The 19,369-nt window shown below is 71.2% G+C and carries 19 protein-coding genes and 2 tRNA genes; 8 read left to right on the top strand and 13 right to left on the bottom strand.

Annotation, left to right across the window (positions count from 1 at the left end):
- Window positions 1-133 precede the first annotated feature (133 nt).
- The 4 genes from rsrA to ACZ4XJ_RS18200 all read right to left on the bottom strand — a co-directional run bounded on the left by rsrA (window position 134) and on the right by ACZ4XJ_RS18200 (window position 3,043).
- Window positions 134-436: a mycothiol system anti-sigma-R factor gene (rsrA, locus tag ACZ4XJ_RS18215; protein WP_136213975.1), complete on the bottom strand. Its 303-nt coding sequence runs from the start codon at window positions 434-436 to the stop codon at window positions 134-136.
- Window positions 433-1,077, bottom strand: coding sequence for a sigma-70 family RNA polymerase sigma factor (locus tag ACZ4XJ_RS18210; RefSeq protein WP_266576354.1), 645 nt, complete (start codon window positions 1,075-1,077; stop codon window positions 433-435). Before ACZ4XJ_RS18210 ends, rsrA begins: the two co-directional genes overlap by 4 nt.
- 319 nt (window positions 1,078-1,396) lie before the next feature.
- Window positions 1,397-2,065, bottom strand: a complete 669-nt coding sequence (locus ACZ4XJ_RS18205; RefSeq protein WP_468496726.1) for an alpha/beta hydrolase family protein — start codon at window positions 2,063-2,065, stop codon at window positions 1,397-1,399.
- A gap of 162 nt (window positions 2,066-2,227) precedes the next feature.
- Window positions 2,228-3,043: an SOS response-associated peptidase gene (locus tag ACZ4XJ_RS18200; protein WP_468496725.1), complete on the bottom strand. Its 816-nt coding sequence runs from the start codon at window positions 3,041-3,043 to the stop codon at window positions 2,228-2,230.
- A gap of 53 nt (window positions 3,044-3,096) precedes the next feature.
- Between ACZ4XJ_RS18200 and ACZ4XJ_RS18195 the strand changes: the two genes are divergently transcribed.
- The 4 genes from ACZ4XJ_RS18195 (at window position 3,097) to ACZ4XJ_RS18180 (ending at window position 6,668) form a co-directional block, all read left to right on the top strand.
- Window positions 3,097-3,810, top strand: coding sequence for a M50 family metallopeptidase (locus tag ACZ4XJ_RS18195; protein WP_468496724.1), 714 nt, complete (start codon window positions 3,097-3,099; stop codon window positions 3,808-3,810).
- Between the two features lie 53 nt (window positions 3,811-3,863).
- Window positions 3,864-5,210, top strand: coding sequence for a 3-phosphoshikimate 1-carboxyvinyltransferase (gene aroA / locus ACZ4XJ_RS18190; protein WP_468496723.1), 1,347 nt, complete (start codon window positions 3,864-3,866; stop codon window positions 5,208-5,210).
- Window positions 5,211-5,218: 8 nt separating this feature from the next.
- Window positions 5,219-6,229, top strand: coding sequence for a ribosome small subunit-dependent GTPase A (gene rsgA / locus ACZ4XJ_RS18185; RefSeq protein ID WP_362880724.1), 1,011 nt, complete (start codon window positions 5,219-5,221; stop codon window positions 6,227-6,229).
- Between the two features lie 115 nt (window positions 6,230-6,344).
- A complete protein-coding gene (locus tag ACZ4XJ_RS18180; protein ID WP_030011402.1) occupies window positions 6,345-6,668 on the top strand; it encodes a DMT family transporter in 324 nt (107 codons plus the stop codon).
- On the opposite strand, the gene ACZ4XJ_RS18175 is transcribed toward ACZ4XJ_RS18180, so the two are convergent.
- Entirely contained in the window at window positions 6,634-7,284 is a 651-nt protein-coding gene (locus ACZ4XJ_RS18175; RefSeq protein WP_362880725.1) for a TetR/AcrR family transcriptional regulator, read from the bottom strand. The genes ACZ4XJ_RS18180 and ACZ4XJ_RS18175 overlap by 35 nt on opposite strands.
- A 125-nt stretch (window positions 7,285-7,409) precedes the next feature.
- On the opposite strand from ACZ4XJ_RS18175, the gene hisN reads away from it, so the two are divergent.
- A complete protein-coding gene (gene hisN / locus ACZ4XJ_RS18170; RefSeq protein ID WP_362880727.1) occupies window positions 7,410-8,213 on the top strand; it encodes a histidinol-phosphatase in 804 nt (267 codons plus the stop codon).
- 228 nt (window positions 8,214-8,441) lie between these two features.
- Window positions 8,442-8,834, top strand: coding sequence for a CBS domain-containing protein (locus ACZ4XJ_RS18165; protein WP_362880728.1), 393 nt, complete (start codon window positions 8,442-8,444; stop codon window positions 8,832-8,834).
- A 119-nt stretch (window positions 8,835-8,953) separates the two neighbouring features.
- Here the strand turns inward: ACZ4XJ_RS18165 and ACZ4XJ_RS18160 are convergent, their stop codons facing one another.
- The gene (locus tag ACZ4XJ_RS18160) at window positions 8,954-10,423 is read right to left on the bottom strand and encodes a catalase (RefSeq protein WP_362880730.1); all 1,470 of its coding nucleotides are present in this window, start codon (window positions 10,421-10,423) and stop codon (window positions 8,954-8,956) included.
- A gap of 128 nt (window positions 10,424-10,551) precedes the next feature.
- On the opposite strand from ACZ4XJ_RS18160, the gene ACZ4XJ_RS18155 reads away from it, so the two are divergent.
- Complete coding sequence (locus ACZ4XJ_RS18155; protein WP_362880732.1) at window positions 10,552-10,971, top strand: Fur family transcriptional regulator; 420 nt, start codon at window positions 10,552-10,554, stop codon at window positions 10,969-10,971.
- Between the two features lie 153 nt (window positions 10,972-11,124).
- Here the strand turns inward: ACZ4XJ_RS18155 and ACZ4XJ_RS18150 are convergent.
- The 4 genes from ACZ4XJ_RS18150 to ACZ4XJ_RS18135 form a co-directional block, all read right to left on the bottom strand.
- Window positions 11,125-11,198 (bottom strand) — tRNA-Met (locus ACZ4XJ_RS18150).
- Window positions 11,199-11,382: 184 nt separating this feature from the next.
- Window positions 11,383-13,239 (bottom strand): tetratricopeptide repeat protein, encoded by a 1,857-nt coding sequence (locus ACZ4XJ_RS18145; RefSeq protein ID WP_362884160.1) that lies wholly within the window; start codon window positions 13,237-13,239, stop codon window positions 11,383-11,385.
- Between the two features lie 225 nt (window positions 13,240-13,464).
- Window positions 13,465-13,538: transfer RNA gene (locus ACZ4XJ_RS18140), tRNA-Met, on the bottom strand.
- A 51-nt stretch (window positions 13,539-13,589) separates the two neighbouring features.
- Window positions 13,590-16,478: a UPF0182 family membrane protein gene (locus ACZ4XJ_RS18135; protein ID WP_362884184.1), complete on the bottom strand. Its 2,889-nt coding sequence runs from the start codon at window positions 16,476-16,478 to the stop codon at window positions 13,590-13,592.
- Window positions 16,479-16,657: 179 nt separating this feature from the next.
- Here ACZ4XJ_RS18135 and ACZ4XJ_RS18130 point away from each other — a divergent pair, with 179 nt between their 5' ends.
- Complete coding sequence (locus ACZ4XJ_RS18130) at window positions 16,658-17,230, top strand: PPA1309 family protein (protein ID WP_383995551.1); 573 nt, start codon at window positions 16,658-16,660, stop codon at window positions 17,228-17,230.
- A 57-nt stretch (window positions 17,231-17,287) separates the two neighbouring features.
- Here ACZ4XJ_RS18130 and ACZ4XJ_RS18125 read toward each other — a convergent pair whose 3' ends face one another.
- The 3 genes from ACZ4XJ_RS18125 to ACZ4XJ_RS18115 form a co-directional block, all read right to left on the bottom strand.
- Window positions 17,288-18,376 carry a YlbL family protein gene (locus tag ACZ4XJ_RS18125; RefSeq protein ID WP_362884163.1) on the bottom strand — a complete coding sequence of 363 codons (1,089 nt, stop codon included), beginning with the start codon at window positions 18,374-18,376 and terminating at the stop codon, window positions 17,288-17,290.
- A gap of 106 nt (window positions 18,377-18,482) precedes the next feature.
- Complete coding sequence (locus ACZ4XJ_RS18120; RefSeq protein WP_362884165.1) at window positions 18,483-18,680, bottom strand: hypothetical protein; 198 nt, start codon at window positions 18,678-18,680, stop codon at window positions 18,483-18,485.
- A 168-nt stretch (window positions 18,681-18,848) separates the two neighbouring features.
- Entirely contained in the window at window positions 18,849-19,310 is a 462-nt protein-coding gene (locus tag ACZ4XJ_RS18115) for a molybdenum cofactor biosynthesis protein MoaE (protein ID WP_362884167.1), read from the bottom strand.
- Window positions 19,311-19,369 lie beyond the last annotated feature (59 nt).

Raw genomic sequence — 19,369 nt, 5'->3', positions numbered from 1 at the left:
AGCGTGGCCCCTTTGCGCTTTGCGCCGTGCGAACGCCCCCGGATTAGCACCTTCGGGTGAACGAAGTGCCCTTCCGGGGGCGGTTGTTGAAGCAGCGACCAATTCAGCCGCCGGCGCTCGGGCCGGCGGTTCTTCAGCCGGGGGCGGGCCCCGCGGTGACGTCGTGATCGGGGACGGCCTGGCCCGAGCGGATCAGCTCGATCCGACCCATCACCTTGGACCGCAGATCGGACGGCACGTCGTCCGAACCGCAGCAGCGCTTCACCAGCTTCTTGACGGCCTGTTCCAGGCCGTACTTCTCCAAGCAGGGATTGCACTCGCCGAAGTGCGTCTCGAACTTCGTGCAGTCACTGTCCGGCATCTCGTGGTCCAGGAACTCATAGAGATGGTCCAGGACCTCCGCGCACTCCGTCTCGTGCGGCTCTCCGCAGCTCATGAGCCCGAGCCTTTCAGGTCGTTCGACTCTCCCGCGCCGGCGGGAACCAGCCCGCGCTCACGGGCATAGTCCTCCAGCATTCCGCGGAGTTGACGGCGGCCACGGTGCAGTCGCGACATGACCGTACCGATGGGTGTACCCATGATGTCCGCGATCTCCTTGTACGCAAAGCCTTCTACGTCGGCAAGATAGACCGCGATGCGGAACTCCTCCGGAATGGCCTGGAGCGCTTCCTTCACATCGGAATCGGGCAGGTGATCGAGCGCCTGCGATTCCGCCGAACGCAATCCGGTCGACATGTGCGACTCGGCGCGCGCCAGCTGCCAGTCCTCGATCTCCTCCGCCGCACTGCGCTGCGGTTCGCGCTGCTTCTTGCGGTAGGAGTTGATGAACGTGTTGGTCAGAATGCGGTACAGCCATGCCTTGAGGTTGGTGCCCTCGCGGAACTGGTGGAAGGACGCGTACGCCTTCGCGTACGTCTCCTGGACCAGGTCCTCGGCGTCGGCCGGATTGCGCGTCATGCGCAGCGCGGCGGAGTACATCTGGTCGAGGTAGCCGAGGGCGTCCCGCTCGAAGCGCGCATTGCGCTCCGGAGTAGTCTCCTGCGCCTGGCCTTCGTCGGTCCCAGCGACAGGACCCACCTCCTCCGACAGCGTGGCGGCTCCGAAAGCGGATCCGCTCGAATCGGAGAATAGTCGACCATCCCGGCCTTCCGCCGCCCGAAGCGAACTGCGCTTGGGGCCGGGCAGAACGGTCCAGTCCAGGTCAGCGGCCTGCGGACGGTTCTGGCTGATGACCTGGGCCATGCGGTCCCTCTCCTCCGACGTGTTTCCCGTGTGTACCGACACTCCCCACAACAGGCCCCCGGGGCCCCGCATTCCCGGGCCCCGTACGCCTTTTCCGGCCCTTTCGGTGCGCGGGCGGAAGCGGGTGAGCGGGATCACCCCCACATGTGTCAGGTCATGGCCGCGCACTGAGCCGGCCGAGCCACGCGGCCACCGCCGCGGTGATCACGGCGAGGGTCTCCTCCGGCGTCGGTCCGGCCTTCTTCGGCACCGCGAAACCGTGGTCGCCGTACGGCACCCCGACCAGTTCGTACGGGTCCTGCCCGGCCGGCTCCGGGAACTCCTCGGGCCTCCCGAACGGGTCCCGGCCGCCCTGCACCACCAGGACGGGCCGGTCGGCGCCCAGCAGCTCCGCGGCCCGGGACTTCTCGGGCCGGCCCGGCGGGTGCAGCGGGAAGGCCAGGGCGAGCACCCCGGCCGCGTCCAGCTCGGCGGCGGTCCGGCAGGCCACCCGGGCTCCGGCGCTGCGCCCGCCCGCCACCACCGGCAGCCCGGGCCGGGCCAGGGCGGGCCACAGGCCCCGCCAGCCCTCGTCCAGCACCTTGGGGGCGGCGGCGACCTTCTTCCCGGCGACCCGCCAGGGCTGCTCCACCAGGGCGACGCTCACCCCCAGCGGCGGCAGGGCCGCGGCCAGGGCCTGGAGGTCGCGGGCCTCGATCCCGCCCCCGGCCCCGTGGCTCACGGCGAGGACGAGCCGCGCCCCGCGGGCGGGGTGCCAGGTGATGCGGGCCTCGCCCGCCGGGGTGTCGACGCTCTCGGTGGTCACGGCGCGCTGTGGTGTCATGGGGCCGATCATGCCGGGTCGCGGCCGTCGAGCCGGGCCGGGCGGGGCCGGGCCGCGTCGGGGCGGAGTCGGCGTCGGAGCCCGAGCCGGCGTCGGAGCCCGAGCCGGCGTCGGAGCCGGAGCCGGAGTCGGAATCGGTCGGTCCCGCCCGCTCCCGCCGGGTCAGAAGAGCGTGCCCTCCTCCGGCGCCGCGAGCTCGCCCAGCAGTTCCGGCCCGTTGTTGCGGACGTTGCTGACGGCGGTGGACACCGGGTAGGCCCGCATCAGCCCGCCCGGTGGCGGCGTCAGCAGGTCCCGCAGCTCGGCCTCGTCGCCGCGGGCCGGGTCCAGCCAGGCGTCCCAGCGGTCCGGGGTGAGCATCAGCGGCATCCGCGGGTGGATGTCGGACAGCGACTTCGGCCCCTCGGCCGGCGCCACGCCCAGCGGGCCGGTCTCGGCCTCGGCGGTGATCACCGAGCAGGTCACCCACCAGGCCAGGGGGTGCTCGTCGGGCAGGGTCCGGTCGCGCCAGAAGTCGTAGAGGCCGGCCATCGCGAAGACCGAGCCGTCGGTGGGGAGCACGAAGTACGGCTGCTTGCGCGCCCGCTTCTTCCTACCCTCCACCTCCAGCTGCCGTTCGTCGTGGGCGGTGACCCACTCGTAGTAGCCGTCGGCGGGGACGATGCAGCGGCGCTGCGCGAAGGGGCGGCGGAAGGACGGCTTCTCGTGCAGGGTCTCCGACCGCGCGTTGATCATCCGGGCGGCGCCCTGGGGGCTCTTGGCCCAGGACGGCACGAGCCCCCACTTCAGGCTCCGCAGCTGGCGAACCGGACGCGGATCCGCCGCGTCCTTGAGGGGACGGTCGAGGACGACGTGGACCTCCTTGGTCGGAGCCACGTTCCAGTCGGGTGCCAACGTCTCGCTCGGCTCCCACCGCTCGACGCCGAATGTCCCCGCCAACTCCTCGGGCGTACGACTCGCCGCAAACCTTCCGCACATGGCTGACACACTGCCATGGCACCCGCCCACCACCGCAAGGAGTTCGCCACTTCATGGACAGCACCACGACGGCCGGCATCTGGGACCGCCTCACCGGGATACAGACGGAGCCGGATTGGCGGCTGGTGGTCGCCGCGGGCCTGGTCGCGCTGGCCGTGGTCGCCGTCCGGCCGGTGTGGCGGGTCGCCCGCAACGCGGTCACCATCGCCCACGAGGGCGGCCACGGCCTGATCGCCCTGCTGTCCGGACGTCGGCTCGACGGGATCACCCTGCACTCCGACACCAGCGGGGTCACCGTCAGCCGCGGCAAGCCCTACGGACTCGGCATGATCCTGACGGCCGCCGCCGGGTACACGGCGCCGTCCCTGCTGGGCCTCGGCGGGGCCGTGCTGCTCTCGGCGCACCGGATCACGCTGCTGCTGTGGCTGGCCACCGCCCTGCTGGTCGGGATGCTGATCATGATCCGCAACGCGTACGGGGTGCTGACGGTGGTGCTGACCGGCGCCGTCTTCGTCCTGGTGTCCTGGTTCGCGCCGTCCGAGGTGCAGGCGGTGTTCGCGTACGCGGTGGTGTGGTTCCTGCTGCTGGGTGGCGTCCGACCGGTCTTCGAGCTCCAGGCCAAGCGCCGGCACGGCGGGGCCCCCGACTCCGACGCCGACCAGCTGGGGCGGCTCACCCACGTGCACCCCGTCGTGTGGCTGCTGTTCTTCCACGTCGTCGCGCTGTCCTCGCTCGTCGGGGGCGGAACCCGACTTCTCGGCCTCTGAGACGGCGCAGCGATCAAGATCCGGGGTCCGGGGAAGCCACTAAAGTGGAGGCCATGACCGAGACCCCCTCGCTCCACGCCCTCTGGCCCGCCCCCCTAGCGGACGGGGCCGTCCACGCCACCGTCACCGTGCCGGGTTCCAAATCGGTCACCAACCGCGCGCTCGTGCTCGCCTCCCTCGCCGCCGAACCCGGCTGGGTCCGCCGTCCGCTGCGCTCGCGCGACTCCCGGCTGATGTCGGACGCGCTGCGCGCGCTCGGCGTCGGCATCGAGGAGACCGTCGCCTCCAGCTCCGCCGACGGGGACAGCGGCGAGGCCTGGCGGATCATCCCCGCCGGCCTGCACGGCCCGGCCACCGTCGACGTCGGCAACGCGGGCACGGTCATGCGCTTCCTGCCGCCCGTCGCCACCCTGGCAACCGGCGACATCCGCTTCGACGGCGACCCGCGGTCCTACGAGCGTCCCCTCGGCGAGGTCATCAACGCCCTGCGCGCCCTCGGCGCCCGGATCGACGACGACGGCCGGGGCGCGCTGCCCATGACCGTCCAGGGCGCCGGGGCCCTGGAGGGCGGCACGGTCGAGATCGACGCCTCCAACTCCTCCCAGTTCGTCTCCGCGCTGCTGCTCTCCGCCCCGCGCTTCAACCAGGGCGTCGAGGTCCGGCACACCGGCTCGACGCTGCCGTCGATGCCGCACATCCGGATGACGGTGGAGATGCTGCGCGCGGCCGGCGCCCAGGTCGACACCCCCGAGGCCGGGGGCGAGAAGAACGTGTGGCGGGTCACGCCCGGCGCGCTGCTCGGCCGCGACATGGTCGTCGAGCCGGACCTGTCCAACGCCCAGCCGTTCATGGCGGCGGCGCTGATCACGGGCGGTACGGTCACCATCCCGGACTGGCCGCGCCGCACCACCCAGCCCGGTGACGCGCTGCGCCGGATCTTCACCGAGATGGGCGGCTCCTGCGAGCTGACCGACGCGGGCCTGGTCTTCACCGGCTCCGGCGGGATCCACGGCATCGACGTCGACCTCGGCGAGGTCGGCGAGCTGACCCCCGGCATCGCGGCGGTCGCCGCGCTGGCCGACTCGGAGTCGATCCTGCGCGGCGTCCAGCACCTGCGGCTGCACGAGACGGACCGCCTGGCCGCCCTGACGGCGGAGATCAACGGGCTCGGCGGCGACGTCACCGAGACCGCCGACGGCCTGCACATCCGGCCCCGCCCGCTGCACGGCGGCGTCTTCCACACCTATGACGACCACCGCATGGCCACCGCGGGCGCGGTGATCGGCCTCGCGGTGAAGGGCGTGGAGATCGAGAACGTGGCGACGACCGCGAAGACCCTCCCGGACTTCCCGGCGATGTGGGCGGACATGCTCGGCGAAGCGCCGGGAGCGGGAGCGTAGGGCCCGTCATGCGCAGGTACGGCAAGCACACCGACGAGGACGACATCCGCCAGCGCCCGAACCCCAAGGGCAACCGGCCGCGGACGAACATCCGGCCCAAGCACGAGGACGCCTCGGAGGGCTTCGTCCTGACCGTCGACCGCGGCAGGCTGACCTGTCTGGTCGAGGACCGGACCGTCCACGCCATGAAGTCGCGCGAGCTCGGCCGCAAGGCCGCGGTGGTGGGTGACCGGGTCTGGATCGTCGGCGACCTGACCGGCAACAAGGACACCCTGGCCCGGATCGTGCGGATCGAGGAGCGCAAGTCGGTCCTGCGGCGCACCGCGGACGACGACGACCCGTACGAACGGGTGGTCGTCGCCAACGCCGACCAGCTGGCCATCGTCACGGCCCTGGCCGATCCGGAGCCCCGACCCCGGATGATCGACCGCTGCCTGGTGGCCGCGTACGACGCGGGGCTGGAGCCGCTGCTCGTCCTCACCAAGTCCGACCTGACCTCCGCCGACAAGATCCTGGAGATCTACTCGACCTTCGGCCTGAACTACGTCGTCACCAACCGCGAGGAGCTGGCGACGGGCGACGCGGCCGAGCGGGTGCGCGAGCGGCTGAACGGCCGGATCACCGCCTTCGTCGGACATTCGGGCGTCGGCAAGACCACGCTGGTCAACTCGCTGGTGGCCGAGGGCCGCCAGCGCGCCACCGGCCACGTCAACGCGGTCACCGGCCGCGGCCGGCACACCACGACCTCCGCGCTGGCCCTGCCGCTGCCCTCCGGCGACGGCTGGGTCATCGACACCCCCGGCGTGCGCTCCTTCGGCCTGCACCACGTGGACCCCTCCCGGGTGATCCTGGCCTTCCCGGACCTGGTGCCGGGGACGGAGGAGTGCCCGCGGGCGTGCAGCCACGACGAGCAGGACTGCGCGCTCGACGCCTGGGTGGAGAAGGGCCACGCCGACCCGGCGCGGCTGTACTCGCTGCGCCGCCTGCTGCAGACGCGGGAGCGGCGCGAGGGCGACTGACCGCCGCCGCGGGGCCGTGCGGCGGGGCGGGCCCGGGTTTACCCGAGGTCACATCGGGATAAATGCTCATCGCACCAAGTGACACGACGTCACCTGACGCGGGGAGGCACAAGCCATGGCGTGGCTGTTGGTCGTGGTCGCCGGACTCCTGGAGACCGGTTTCGCGGTCTGCCTCAAGCTGTCCCACGGGTTCACCCGCCTGTGGCCCACCGTCGCGTTCGCGTGCTTCGCGCTCGGCAGCTTCGGACTGTTGACGCTCGCGCTCAAGAAGCTGGACGTGGGGCCGGCGTACGCGGTGTGGACGGGGATCGGCGCGGCCGGTACCGCGATCTACGGCATGGTCTTCCTGGGCGACCTGGTCTCCACCCTGAAGCTCGTCTCGATCTCGCTGGTCATCCTGGGCGTCATCGGACTCCAGCTGTCCGGTTCGGCCCACTGAGGGCGGCCCCTCCGACCGCCGCTCCTCCGACCGCCGCCCCGGCGGGCCCCGCCCCCGTGAGCCGCAGCAGCCGGCCGGGGCCGGCGTCGTCCGCGCCGGGCGCGAGGACGTAGGAGAGCGCGAGCCGTACGACGAGCTCGCAGCGTTGCGCCGGTTCCGGCGCGAGCGCGGTCGCGGCCCGCTCGCTGACGGCGCGGACCAGCTCCGCGGGGCCGGGCGCCGCCTGCCCCGGCCGTAACCCCATCGTGGGCGGCGAGGGCAACGCCCCGTCCCAGCACCCGGTCAGCAGGGCCCGTACGAGGGGTTGCGCCCGGGCCTCCCGTACGGTCCACTCGGCGACGGCGGCGAGCCGTTCGGCGGCGCAGGCCGACCCCCGGGCTGTCCCGGGGATCAGGGCCTCGGGGCGCAGGGCCCGGTCCACGCCGTCGAGGTACCGGTCGGCGGCGCGGCGCACCAGCGCCCGGCCGAGGCCGGCTTTCCCGCCGAACTCGTTGTAGAGGGTCTGCCGGGACACCCCGGCGACGGCCGCCACCTCGGTCATCCGCACGGCGGGCCAGGGCTGGGCGGACAGGGCGGCTTCCGCCGCTCGCAGCAAGGACTCGCGCGCCGCAGGCATCGCCCGCTCCCCCCGATAGGCTTCCCCGCCAGAGTTGACGGAGCGACAGGTTCTGTCAAGGGCGCCTCCCGGCCGCACCGTGGGACCCGTTCGCCGGTCCGCGGGAGTGTCGATACTGTTCGGACATGCCCGAGTATGACGATGACCTGCGCCTTGCCCTTGAGCTCGCCGACGCCGCCGACGTCGCCACGATGCGGCGCTTCCGCGCCCTCGATCTGGCGGTCGAGACGAAGCCCGACATGACCCCGGTGAGCGAGGCGGACACCGCCACCGAGGAGATCGTCCGGGCCGGCATCCTGGCCGCGCGGCCCTCCGACGCGATCCTGGGCGAGGAGTACGGCCTCAAGGGCGAGGGCCCGCGCCGCTGGGTCGTCGACCCGATCGACGGTACGAAGAACTACGTGCGCGGGGTCCCCGTGTGGGCGACGCTGATCTCCCTCATGACCGAGGACGCCGACGGGGTGTTCCGGCCGGTCGTCGGCGTGGTCTCCGCCCCCGCGCTGGGCCGCCGCTGGTGGGCCGCCCAGGGCTCGGGGGCCTTCACGGGCGGCGCGCTCGGCGACACCACGCCCCTGGGGGTGTCGAAGGTGGCGACCCTGGGCGACGCCTCGTTCGCGTACTCCTCGCTGGGCGGCTGGGAGGAGCAGGGCCGGCTCCCCGGCTTCCTGGACCTGACCCGCGCGTGCTGGCGCACCCGCGGCTACGGCGACTTCTGGCCGTACATGATGGTCGCCGAGGGTTCGCTGGACCTGTGCGCCGAACCCGAGCTGAGCCTGTGGGACATGGCCGCGCTGGCGGTCGTGGTCCAGGAGGCGGGCGGCCGCTTCACCGACCTGGACGGGACGGACGGGGTGCACGGCGGGAACGCCGCCGCCTCCAACGGCCTGCTGCACGAGGAGATGCTGGACCTGCTCCGGCCGCGCGCCTGACCCGCGGCGCCCGGCACCCCACCCCGAACGCGCGGCGCCGAACGCGCGGCGCCGGACCGACCGCGCCGCGCGCCGGTGAGTACGCCGGGCACGCCCCCTTGTTGAGCCTCCGGCCTCGTGGGAATCTGAGGATCCCCCCGCTTGTGCGCTTGTGAAGCATTTCTCGAAGGAGTGCCGCGCCGACGCACCCACCCAAGCGGGGGCTCACCCCAGGAGGTGGCTCTCTCCATGCTCGTCCGTGACGCCATGAGCACCGTGATCCTCACCCTCGGACCCGCGCACACCCTGCGTCAGGCGGCCTGCCTGATGTCCGGCCGGCGCGTCGGCGCGGCCGTCGTCCTCGATCCCGACCACAGCGGCATAGGCATCCTGACCGAGCGCGACATCCTCAACTCCCTCGGCGCGGGGCACGATCCCGACCGCGAGTCCGTGGGCGCCCACACCACCAACAACGTGGTCTTCTGCACCCCGGACGCCACCCTGCGGGAAGCCGCCGAGGCCATGGTCCACGGCGGCTTCCGTCACCTGATCGTGCTGGAGGACGGCGGCCCGGTGGGCATCGTGTCCGTCCGCGACGTCGTCCGCTGTTGGGCGCCGGCGCGTCCTACGGTCCCCGCCTAGCCCCCGCCCGCCCGAGCACCGGTACGCGCGGCCCCGTGCCCGCACCCGAAAACGGCCGCCGGGCCGGAGCCCCCGACTGGGGGTTCCGGCCCGGCGGCCTGCTACGGCGAGCGGACCGATCAGCCGCGAAGGGCCTGGACCGCGGCTTCCAGCCGCTTGCCGAAGTCACCGTCCGCCTGGCGGAAGTTGTTGATGGCCCGCTCGGCGATGTCGTCGCGCGAGACCTTGGCGATGAAGCCGGAGAGGTTCTCGATCAGACGGGTCTTCTCGTCCTCCGAGTACAGGCGGTAGAGGTTGCCCGCCTGGACGAAGTCGTCGTCCTCGGAGTGCGAGGGGGTGGCGTGGTTGCCCGTGCCGCCCGTGACCGGGGTGGACTGCCACAGCGGCCGGTCCGTCTGGAAGGGCCCGCCGAAGCTGTTGGGCTCGTAGTTCTTGCCACCCTTGTGGCGGCCGTCGTACAGGGCGCCGTCCCGGGAGTTGGTGCGCGCCTCGGTGGCGTGCGGACGGTTCACCGGCAGGTGGTCGGCGTTGATGCCGACGCGGTAGCGGTGGGCGTCGCCGTACGCGAAGAGACGGCCCTGGAGCATCTTGTCCGGGGAGGGACCGATGCCGGGGACGAAGTGCGCCGGGCTGAAGATCGACTGCTCGACCTCGGCGAAGACGTTCTCCGGGTTGCGGTTGAGCTCCAGCTTGCCGATCTCGATCGGCGGGTAGTCCTCGTGCGGCCACACCTTGGTGAGGTCGAACGGGTTGAAGCGGTACTCGGCCGCCTCGGCCGCCGGCATGATCTGGACCTGGACGGTCCAGGACGGGAAGTCGCCGCGCTCGATCGACTGGCGCAGGTCGCGCTGGTGGGAGTCCGGGTCGTCACCGGCGAGGGCGTTGGCCTCGGCCTGGGTGAGGTTCTTGATCCCCTGGTCGGTCTTGAAGTGGTACTTGACCCAGAAGACCTCGCCGGCCTCGTTGTTCCACTGGAACGTGTGCGAGCCGTAGCCGTTCATGTGGCGGTAGGACGCCGGGATGCCGCGGTCACCGAACAGCCAGGTCACCTGGTGCGTCGACTCGGGCGACAGGCCCCAGAAGTCCCAGACGTTGTCCGGCTCCTGCGAGCCCGTGTACGGGTCGCGCTTCTGGGTGTGGATGAAGTCGGGGAACTTGATGGCGTCCCGGATGAAGAAGACCGGGGTGTTGTTGCCGACGAGGTCGTAGTTGCCCTCTTCGGTGTAGAACTTCAGCGCCCAGCCGCGGGGGTCACGACGGGCGTCGGCGCCGCCGAGGCTGTCCGCGACGGTGGAGAACCGCAGGAAGGTCTCCGTCTCCTTGCCGACCTCGGAGAGGAACTTCGCCCGGGTCCACCGGGAGACGTCACGGGTGAGGGTGAACGTGCCGTAGGCGCCGGCGCCGCGCGCGTGCACCACGCGCTCCGGGATGCGCTCGCGGTTGAAGTGGGCGAGCTTCTCCAGGAGGAGCTGGTCCTGGACGAGAACCGGTCCGCCGATGCCGGCGGTCTCACTGTTCTGGTTGTCGGCGACCGGAGCCCCGGCCTCCGTGGTGAGCGGTCCCTGCGTCACGTGCGCCTCCTGCGTCATCACTGCTGTCCTGTCCTTGGTGCTTCGTAACCGATCCTACAATGGACATTGTCTAAGTCAAGCAAGAATCCAATTCCGCACCGGTTCGGGATCTACACCGAATCGCCCTCGCTGTTAGGCTGGCGCCCATGAGTGACCGCTTGCTGGAACGACTTCGCGGACGCGGCTGGCGCATGACGGCACAGCGGCGCGTCGTCGCCGAAGTGCTCGATGGCGACCACGTCCACCTGACGGCGGACGAGGTGCACGCGCGCGCCGTGACGAAACTGCCCGAGATCTCTCGAGCCACGGTCTACAACACCTTGGGCGAGCTCGTGAGCCTCGGCGAGGTCCTGGAAGTCTCGACGGACCGGCGCGCCAAGCGGTACGACCCGAACGCCCATCGGCCCCACCAGCACCTGGTCTGCGGCCAGTGCGGCGCCATCCGCGACGTGCACCCGGCGGGCGACCCGCTGGCCGACCTGCCGGACGGCGAGCGCTTCGGCTTCGTGGTCTCGGCGGTCGAGGTGACGTACCGCGGGGTGTGCCCGAACTGCGCGGGCGCGTAGCCGCACGCACACGAAGGCATCAGCACGAACGGCGGCGCCGGTCGGGACGTACGCGTCCCGACCGGCGCCGCTTCTTTTGCTCCGCACGTCCGGACTTGCATCCGGAAACGACTCAAGGCCCGGATCCATGGGATCCGGGCCTTGAGCCTTCAGTAGCGGGGACAGGATTTGAACCTGCGACCTCTGGGTTATGAGCCCAGCGAGCTACCGAGCTGCTCCACCCCGCGTCGGTAAACCTCACTGTACGGGGAGGCCGACGGCAGATGCAAATCGGTTAACGGGTGCACCCGAACGGGGCGCGCGGGGCCCGGACGGGCGCCCCTCGGGCACCGGATCACCCAGCCCGATCGCCCGACCCGCTCGCCCAGCTCGATCGCCCGGCCCGATCGCCCGGCCGGTCCGGGCCTCCGGTCAGGCGGAGAGTTCCTCGGCCAGCGCGTCCCGCAGCCGGGCCGCACGCTCCGACACCTCCGCCGGGCCGAGCTCCATGGCCCGCACGCACCACTTCTGCCCCTCCGAGAGGTCCCCGTGCCGGGCCGCGAGCAGCCCCAGCCGCAGGGCGGCCCGGCCGTGGCCGGCGACCGCCGCGCGGGTCCACCACAGGGCGGCCTCCGGCTCGCTGCCCTCGCGGGCCAGCAGCAGCCCGAGGTTGAAAGCGCCGTTGCGCGAGCCGGCCTCCGCCGCCTCCCGGTACCACCGGGCCGCCACCGCCAGGTCGCCCCGGGCGGCGGCCAGCATCCCGACGCGCACCTGGGCCCGGCGGTGCCCCTGCTCGGCGGCCCGCTCGTACCATTCCTCGCTCTCGGTCCGCGCGGCCCCGCCCGCCGGCTCCCCCAGCGCCACCGGCTCCGGCGGCGGGGCCAGCGACTCCAGGAGCGAGGCCAGCCGGAAGGCCGCCTCCGCGCTGCCGCCGCCGGCCGCGCAGCGCAGGTGCCGTTCGGCGGCCCGCTCCTCGCCGTCGCGCACGAGGGCGATGCCGACCTGGAGCGCCGCGTCGGTGTGCCCGGCCGCGGCGGCCCGCTCGTACCACTTCAGCGCCGTGCGGTCCTCGTCCCGACTGGCGAAGAGGATCCCGAGGTTGAAGGCGGCGTCCACGCTGCCGGCCTCGGCGGCCTTGGAGAACCAGGGTTCGGCGCCGGCCGCGTCCCCGCCCTGGAGGAGCAGGATCGCGAGGGCGTTGGCGGCCTCCCGGTGTCCGGCGTACGCGGCCCGGCGGTACCACTGTTCGGCCTGCGCGGTCCGGTCCTGCGCGGCGCACAGCAGAGCGAGGTTGTACGCCCCGTTCTGGTCACCCGCGTCCATGGCGGCCCGGTACCACCGCTCCGCGGTCTGGGTCTCCCCGCGCGCGGCGTGCAGCGCGCCGAGCGCGTTCGCGGCGTTCCCGTCGCCGTCCTGCGCGGCCCGGTGCCACCAGGTCGCCGCGCTCTCCTCGTCCCCGGCGTCGCGCAGCAGGAAGCCGAGGGCGCAGGCCGCTCGGGCCTCGCCCTGCTTCGCGGAGCTGAGGTACCAGCGACCGGCCTCCTTCAGCTCGCCGCGTGCCTCCAGCAGGGCGCCCAGGTGCAGGCCGGCCCGCCGGTGGCCGCGCGCGGCGGCCTGCCGGTACCACTGCTCCGCCTCCTTGGGGTCACCCTTGCGCAGGTGCCGTGCCAGCCGGTACGCCGCTTCGCGGTGTCCCTGCTCGGCGGCGGCCCGGAACCAGCGCTCGACGCCCTTGTCCCCGCGGTGTTCCAGCAGGTCGGCCAGCCCGTAGGCGCCCAGGGCGTGGCCGGACTCCGCCGCTTGGCGCATCCAGTACTCGGCGGCGGGCTCGTCCCCGCGCTCGCGGTAGTGGCGGCCGAGGGCGTGCGCGGCGGGGGCGGACCCGGCGACGGCGGCGACCCGCCACCAGCCGGCCGCCTCGTCGGGGTGGCCGCGCTGGTGCAGGAGGACTCCGAGGTTGTTCGCGGCGGCGCGGTCCCCTTCCCCGGTGGCGCCGCGCAGGTAGGGTTCGGCACCGGCGAGGTCACCGCGGCGCAGGAGGAGGGCCCCGAGCACGCTCATGGCTCCGGGGTCGCCCTTGTCGGCGGCCACCCGGTGGCGTGCCTCCAACTCGGCGTCGGTGGCTGCCTCGGCCTCTCCGAACGCTTCTTCCGCGAACGCCGCGTCGGTCAGCGCGTTGTGAGCGTCAACGACCTGAGCCGCCCCACCGGTTTCCGTGACCGACTCGGTCTCCGCCCTCACAAACCGCCCTGTCTCCAGCAGAGTTGACCTGTCCCCCATAAATCCCATCGTCGCATCACCTGCTACCCGCGTACACCTGGTATGTCGCAGCCAGTGAGGTCACTACAGCGTTTTGTCGACATGCCCACAGAGAGACAAGTCAAACACGCTGCGGCCCCAACTCACCCGCCCCAGTGACCCCGTGTTCTGCGAATCACCCCGCACGGCTCCCCGCGAGCCGGTCCGGGCATGACGAAGGCCCGGATCCCATTGGATCCGGGCCTTCGTCTTCAGTAGCAGGGACAGGATTTGAACCTGCGACCTCTGGGTTATGAGCCCAGCGAGCTACCGAGCTGCTCCACCCCGCGTCGGTGAAACCACAGTATCACGACGCGGGACGGAGCCCTGACCGCGTGGCGCTAGCCGGTCGGCTTGGGGGCCGGCGCCTTGGCCTCGGCGTCGATCGCCCGCTTCAGCGCGGCCTCCAGGTCGTCCTGGGCCTTGCCGTAGGCGGACCAGTCGCCGGCCTTCATGGCCTTGTCGGCCTCCTCGACGGCCTTCTGCGCGTCGGAGAGGGCCGCCTTGACCGTCGGGTCCTGGGGTACGGGCTGTTGCGGCGTACCGTCGCCCGGCGGCTGGTCCGGGTTGGTCGGCGTCGTGGGCACGGTGGGTGCCTCGGCGCCGAAGACCACGTTCAGCGCCTTGTCGAGGGTGTCCTCGAAGGCCGTCTGGCCGCCGTAGGTCACCAGCACCTTGCGCAGCAGCGGGTACTTGAGCCCGGAGCTGCGGACGTAGACCGGCTCCACGTAGAGCATGCCGCCGTCCAGGGGTACCGCGAGCAGGTTGCCGTACTCGATCTCCGAGTCACCACCGCGCAGGAGGCGGATCGACTCGGCGATCTTCGGTTCGGACTGGAACTTGCTCTGCACCTGTCCGGGACCGTCCGGCGGCTTGCTCGTCGGCATCTTCAGGATTCTGATCTTGCCGTAGTCCGGGGTGCCCGGATCGGCGTTGACCGCCATGAAGGCACTGAGGTTGGGCCGCTCGTTCGGCGTGAACGTCGTGGTGAGGGAGAAGACCTGGTCCTTCTCCTTCTGGTCCGGCATCTTCATCGACAGGTAGTACGGCGGGACCGCCGTGCCGGCCTTGGTCGTCGGGTCGTCCGGGACGGCCCAGGCCTCACTGCCGCTGAGGAAGGTCTGCGGGTCGGTGACGTGGTACCGGGTGAGCAGCTCGCGCTGGACCTTGAAGAGGTCCTGCGGGTAGCGCAGGTGGTCCATGAGCGGCTTGGAGATCTCGCTCTTGGTCTTGACCGTGCCCGGGAACGCCTTCATCCAGGTCTTCAGGACCGGGTCCTCGGTGTCCCACTGGTACAGGTTGACCGTGCCGTCGTACGCGTCGACGGTGGCCTTCACCGAGTTGCGGATGTAGTTGACCTGGTTCTCCTGGGCCACCACCGCGCGCTGGCTGTTGGTCAGCGAGTCCGCGGTGCTCCGGCCCAGCGTGGTCCGCGAGGCGTACGGGTAGCCGTTGGTGGTCGTGTACGCGTCGACGATCCAGACGACCCGCTTGCCGATGACGGCCGGGTAGGGAGCGCCGTCGATGGTCAGCCACGGGGCGACCGCCTCGACGCGGTCCTTCGGCGTGCGGTTGTACAGGATCCGCGAGCCTTCGCCGATGGCCCCGGAGTACAGGATCTGCGGCTCGCTGAAGGACAGGGCGTACGCGGCGCGGTTGAGCGGGTTGTCGAGGTTGACGCCCGAGTTGCCCTTGTAGCTCGTCTCCTTCTCGCCCTTGTCGTCCGAGTAGTCGAGCTCCTTCTGCGGTCCGCCGACGATCGAGTACTGCTTCGTCTGCTCGCCGTAGTAGATGCGCTGCTCGAAGTCCGTGCCGAACATGCCCTTGGAGGGCAGGTCGGACTGGGTGAAGTCGGGGGCGCCCTGGTCACCGACGGTGGTGCCCTTGGCGGCGACCACGCCGTAGCCGTGGGTGTACTTGAAGTGGTCGTTGATCCAGTTGTTCTTCGGGATGCCGCCGATGTTCAGCTCGCGAAGCCCGATCACCGTGTCCTGGCCGCTGTAGCGGTCCACGGCGAGCGTGGACGGGAAGCCGTAGTAGCCCTTGACCTGCTGGAGCTGCTGGAAGGCCGGCGAGACGATGTTCGGGTCGAGCAGGCGGACGCTGGCCGTGGTGTCGGCCGCGCTGCGCAGCTTGGTCCGGTCCTGCGTCTGCGGGGTGCCCGGGTAGTCCTTGACCTCGGACCCGGCGATCCCGTAGGCGTCGCGCGTCGCCTTGATGTTCTTCTCGACGTACGGCGATTCCTTGGCCTGCTCGTTCGGCTGGACCTGGAACTTCTGCACGATCGCCGGGTAGAGCCCGCCGATCAGGATCGCCGAGAGGACCATCAGGCCGAAGCCGATGACCGGCAGCTGCCAGGTGCGGCGCCACAGGGTGGCGAAGAAGAGGACCGCGCAGATCGCGGCGATCGCCACCAGGATGGTCTTCGCCGGGAGGTAGGCGTTCGCGTCGACGTACCGCAGGCCGGTCCAGTTGTCGGCGGCCTTGAAGTCGCTGGACTTCACCGCGAGGCCGTACCGGTCGAGCCAGTACGCGATGGCCTTCAGGGTGACGAAGAGACCGAGGAGCACCGACAGGTGTCCGGTCGCCGCGGCGGTGGCGCGGGCGCCCGGGCTGGTCACGCGCAGGCCGCCGTACAGGTAGTGCACGACGACTGCGGCGATCACCGACAGCACGACCGCGGCGAAGCCGAAGCCGAGCAGGAAGCGGTACCAGGGCAGGTCGAAGGTGTAGAAGGACACGTCCAGATTGAACTGGGGGTCCTTGCGCCCGAAGGGCACCCCGTTGACGTACATCAGCCAGGTCTTCCACTGGCCGGCCGCCGAAGCGCCCGCGATCAGTCCGATGATCACGGCGATGGCCAGGAGCAGCCACTTCTTGTACGCCGCGATGCTCATCCGGTAGCGGTCGAGGCTCTGCTGTTCCAGCGACATCGCGCTCAGCGGCGGGCGCAGTCGGTGCGCCAGCCAAATGTTCAGCCCGACGGCACCGGCCATCAGCAGGCCGAAGACGGCGAAGAGCCCGATCTTGGTCCACAGGGTGGTGGTGAAGACGGTGGAGTACTTGACGGAGCGGAACCAGAGCCAGTCCGTCCAGAATCCGGCGAACATGATGAACGCCATGGCCAGGACGGCCAGGACGCCCAAGGTCGTCAGAAGAGTCCGGGCACGCCGGGAGGGGCGGCCGACTCTCATCCGTGGCCCGGAGGGGCCTCCGCCGCGGTCCGGCATCTGGAAAGCCAAGGTGCGCACCTCGAAAGTCGCTGAGTCTGGGTACTGAATATGGGTACTGCGTCCGGGTACTGCGTCCGGTACGGGAAGAGCTGAGCCGGGTCCCCGATGGTAGAGCCCACTCTTGCAACTTACGGAGGCTTTAGTCAGTTCCCGGTAACCGGGGGAAAGGAGGCAGGATGTTGTCCATGTCCAACCTTTCGCCTTCCCCCGGCACGCCGATGGCCGCCACCCCGCTCACCCGTGCCGTCCTCGAAATCGACGAGTACGCCTCCACCCTCGGCTGGGACAAGCCGGCCCGGCTGTTCGCCCTGGTCGACACCGCCCGGCTGCGCAAGCAGGAGCCCGGTCTGGCCCGTCAGCTCGGCCTCGACCAGGACGACACCGGCAAGAGCCAGCTCACCCCGATCGAGCAGGACTCCGTACCGGCCGGGACGCCGCTGGACAAGTTCCTGGGAACCATCGCGTGGCCCGCCGCGATCGTCGGCTGCGCCCTGACGGTGGAGCGGCTGATGCTGCCGCCGTCCGCGGAGGCCTCCGTACCGGAGGGTTTGAGCGACAAGCAGCTGGCGAAGTGGGTCGCCGCACACCCGGACCGGCAGGAGGTCCGGCTGACCGTGGGCGTGCTGCGCGACGGTTCGCGGGAGTCCGCCGTGCGGCTGCGGGAGAAGGACTCCTCCAACGAGGTGCTGACGGGCGCGACCCTGGTGCCGGGGCTGGCCGAGGCCCTCGCCGCGACCTTCCTCGACTAGGACGGGCGGGTCGGGCGCGGGCCCCGGGGCGCCGCGCCCGGACGGCCGAGCCGCGATTCAGGAAGCGGTGCAGCGCGGGAGGCCGGCGGTGTCGCCCTTGGAGAGCTTCTGCAGGGACTTCGTCGCGTCGTCGATGGTGGAGACCTTGATCAGGGTCAGCCCGTCGGGGACGTGGGAGGCGGCGGACGCGCAGTTCTCGGCCGGGGTCAGGAAGTATGCGGCCCCGGCCTGGCGGGCTCCGATGGTCTTCATCTGGATGCCGCCGATCGGCCCCACCTTGCCGCTGTCGTCGATGGTTCCGGTGCCCGCGACGAACTTGCCGCCGGTCAGGTTCTCCGGGTTGAGCTTGTCGACGATGCCCAGGGCGAACATCAGGCCGGCGCTGGGGCCGCCGACGTCGGCGAGCTTGATGTCGATCGGGAACGGGAAGGTGTGGTCGGTCCCGGCCCGGATGCCGACGATCGCGTGGCCGTCGTCCTCCGCCTTGCCCGCGGTGATCGTGATCTTGGCCGAGGTGGTGGGCTCGCGGTTCGCGCGTTCCGCCTCAGCGGCGTCCGCCGCGGGCACGACGGTGAACTCGACGGGCTCGCCGGGCTTGTGCTTGGTGACCAGCTTGGCCACGTCGGCGGGGTCGGTGACCTGGGCGCCGTCGACGGACTTGATCACGTCTCCGGCATGCAGCTTGCCCTCGGAGGGACCGCCCTTGACCACGGAGGAGACGATGACGCGGGCGTTGACCGGGATGCCGAGCTGCTTGAGCGCGGCCACCTTGGCGCTCTCCTGCGACTGGCTGAACTCCTCGGCGTTCTCCTGCGTCGATTCCTTGTCCGTCTTGCCGTTCGGGTAGAGGTTCTCGTGGGGTACGACGATGTTGTCGCCGGCCGCCCAGCCGTACACCGCTTCCAGCAGGTTCATGTCGTAATCGGCGCCGGTGACGCGGACCGTGGTCATGTTGAGGTGACCGGTGGTCGGGTACGTCTTGTGCCCCGAGATGCTCAGGACCGGCTCGCCGTGCGAGTCGCCGAGCGTGTTCACCGTGGGGCCCGGGCTCATCTCGGAGTACGGGACCTTGATGAACACCCCGACGCAGAGCAACACGAACAGCATGAGGGTGGAGGCGAGCATCGTCGCGGTGCGGCGTGGCATGAATCGACAGTACGGGACGGCCTCGGAGGGCGGCCCCTGGGGCCGGTCCGTACGGGGGCCGGGCGCCCGAACTCTCAGCGGATTCTCAGCGGGAGCACCGGGACGCTCAGACGGCGTCGGAACCGGAGTGCGCCTTTTCCTTCGTAGGGGCCTGATCGGCCTTGCCCATGGCCTCGCGGAATCTCGCGTAACCGGCGAGTTCGGATATGTCGCCCTGCGTGCGGTCGCGAGCCGCCCAGCTGCCCCATATCGCGGCGCCGATCGCGGCGAACAGCGGAATGAGCAACCACGCCAGTGATGCCATGAACGTGCCTCCCTGCCCCGAAAGTACGTGTCGTTGGTGGCTTCAACGCTCGTGCCCGGAAAGGGGTTACGCAAATCGAGGGCGTGTTGCGCGGCCGAACGGGTGTGAGGCTACCCCCATGCGGGGGAAGCCCCGCGTCCGGGGGCTTGGGAGGCCGTACGGCCGTTTTCAGCAGGCGCCGACCCATTCCTCGGTGCCGTCGCTGAAGGTCTGGTGCTTCCAGATGGGGACCTCGTGCTTGAGGTCGTCGATCAGCATCCGGCAGGCCTCGAAGGCCTCGCCGCGGTGCGGGCAGGAGACGGCGACGACGACGGCCAGGTCACCGACGGACAGGTCCCCCACGCGGTGGACGGCGGCGAGGGCGCGGACCGGGTACTTGGCGACGACGCGCTCGGCGACGCGGCGCATCTCGGCCTCCGCCGTCGGGTGGGAGGAGTAGCCGAGGGAGTCGACGTCGGCGCCGGCGTCGTGGTTGCGCACCGTCCCGACGAACAGGGTCGTGCCTCCCGTCGAATCGTCGCCGACGGCCTTGAAGACCTCGTCGATCGAGAGCGGGGTCTCACGGATGTCGAGCAGCCGGATCGGGTCCGGAGCGGCCTGCTCACCTGGGTGGTCGAAGTGCGGTGCCATGTCATCCATCGTGCCTCAGCCGTTGACACGGCGGTATAGCCGATTCGCCCGGCGCGGGC

Source organism: Streptomyces sp. NPDC029836, from assembly GCF_055574495.1.
This window is presented reverse-complemented; position numbering and strand designations above follow the sequence as displayed.

Bases quoted from the DNA above. Each gene is read 5' to 3' on its own strand.
- rsrA (WP_136213975.1), bottom strand. From the start codon at position 436: ATGAGCTGCGGAGAGCCGCACGAGACGGAGTGCGCGGAGGTCCTGGAC.
- ACZ4XJ_RS18205 (WP_468496726.1), bottom strand. From the start codon at position 2,065: ATGACACCACAGCGCGCCGTGACCACCGAGAGCGTCGACACCCCGGCG.
- ACZ4XJ_RS18200 (WP_468496725.1), bottom strand. From the start codon at position 3,043: ATGTGCGGAAGGTTTGCGGCGAGTCGTACGCCCGAGGAGTTGGCGGGG.
- ACZ4XJ_RS18195 (WP_468496724.1), top strand. From the start codon at position 3,097: ATGGACAGCACCACGACGGCCGGCATCTGGGACCGCCTCACCGGGATA.
- aroA (WP_468496723.1), top strand. From the start codon at position 3,864: ATGACCGAGACCCCCTCGCTCCACGCCCTCTGGCCCGCCCCCCTAGCG.
- rsgA (WP_362880724.1), top strand. From the start codon at position 5,219: ATGCGCAGGTACGGCAAGCACACCGACGAGGACGACATCCGCCAGCGC.
- ACZ4XJ_RS18180 (WP_030011402.1), top strand. From the start codon at position 6,345: ATGGCGTGGCTGTTGGTCGTGGTCGCCGGACTCCTGGAGACCGGTTTC.
- ACZ4XJ_RS18175 (WP_362880725.1), bottom strand. From the start codon at position 7,284: ATGCCTGCGGCGCGCGAGTCCTTGCTGCGAGCGGCGGAAGCCGCCCTG.
- hisN (WP_362880727.1), top strand. From the start codon at position 7,410: ATGCCCGAGTATGACGATGACCTGCGCCTTGCCCTTGAGCTCGCCGAC.
- ACZ4XJ_RS18165 (WP_362880728.1), top strand. From the start codon at position 8,442: ATGCTCGTCCGTGACGCCATGAGCACCGTGATCCTCACCCTCGGACCC.
- ACZ4XJ_RS18160 (WP_362880730.1), bottom strand. From the start codon at position 10,423: ATGACGCAGGAGGCGCACGTGACGCAGGGACCGCTCACCACGGAGGCC.
- ACZ4XJ_RS18155 (WP_362880732.1), top strand. From the start codon at position 10,552: ATGAGTGACCGCTTGCTGGAACGACTTCGCGGACGCGGCTGGCGCATG.
- ACZ4XJ_RS18145 (WP_362884160.1), bottom strand. From the start codon at position 13,239: ATGGGATTTATGGGGGACAGGTCAACTCTGCTGGAGACAGGGCGGTTT.
- ACZ4XJ_RS18135 (WP_362884184.1), bottom strand. From the start codon at position 16,478: ATGCCGGACCGCGGCGGAGGCCCCTCCGGGCCACGGATGAGAGTCGGC.
- ACZ4XJ_RS18130 (WP_383995551.1), top strand. From the start codon at position 16,658: ATGTTGTCCATGTCCAACCTTTCGCCTTCCCCCGGCACGCCGATGGCC.
- ACZ4XJ_RS18125 (WP_362884163.1), bottom strand. From the start codon at position 18,376: ATGCCACGCCGCACCGCGACGATGCTCGCCTCCACCCTCATGCTGTTC.
- ACZ4XJ_RS18120 (WP_362884165.1), bottom strand. From the start codon at position 18,680: ATGGCATCACTGGCGTGGTTGCTCATTCCGCTGTTCGCCGCGATCGGC.
- ACZ4XJ_RS18115 (WP_362884167.1), bottom strand. From the start codon at position 19,310: ATGGCACCGCACTTCGACCACCCAGGTGAGCAGGCCGCTCCGGACCCG.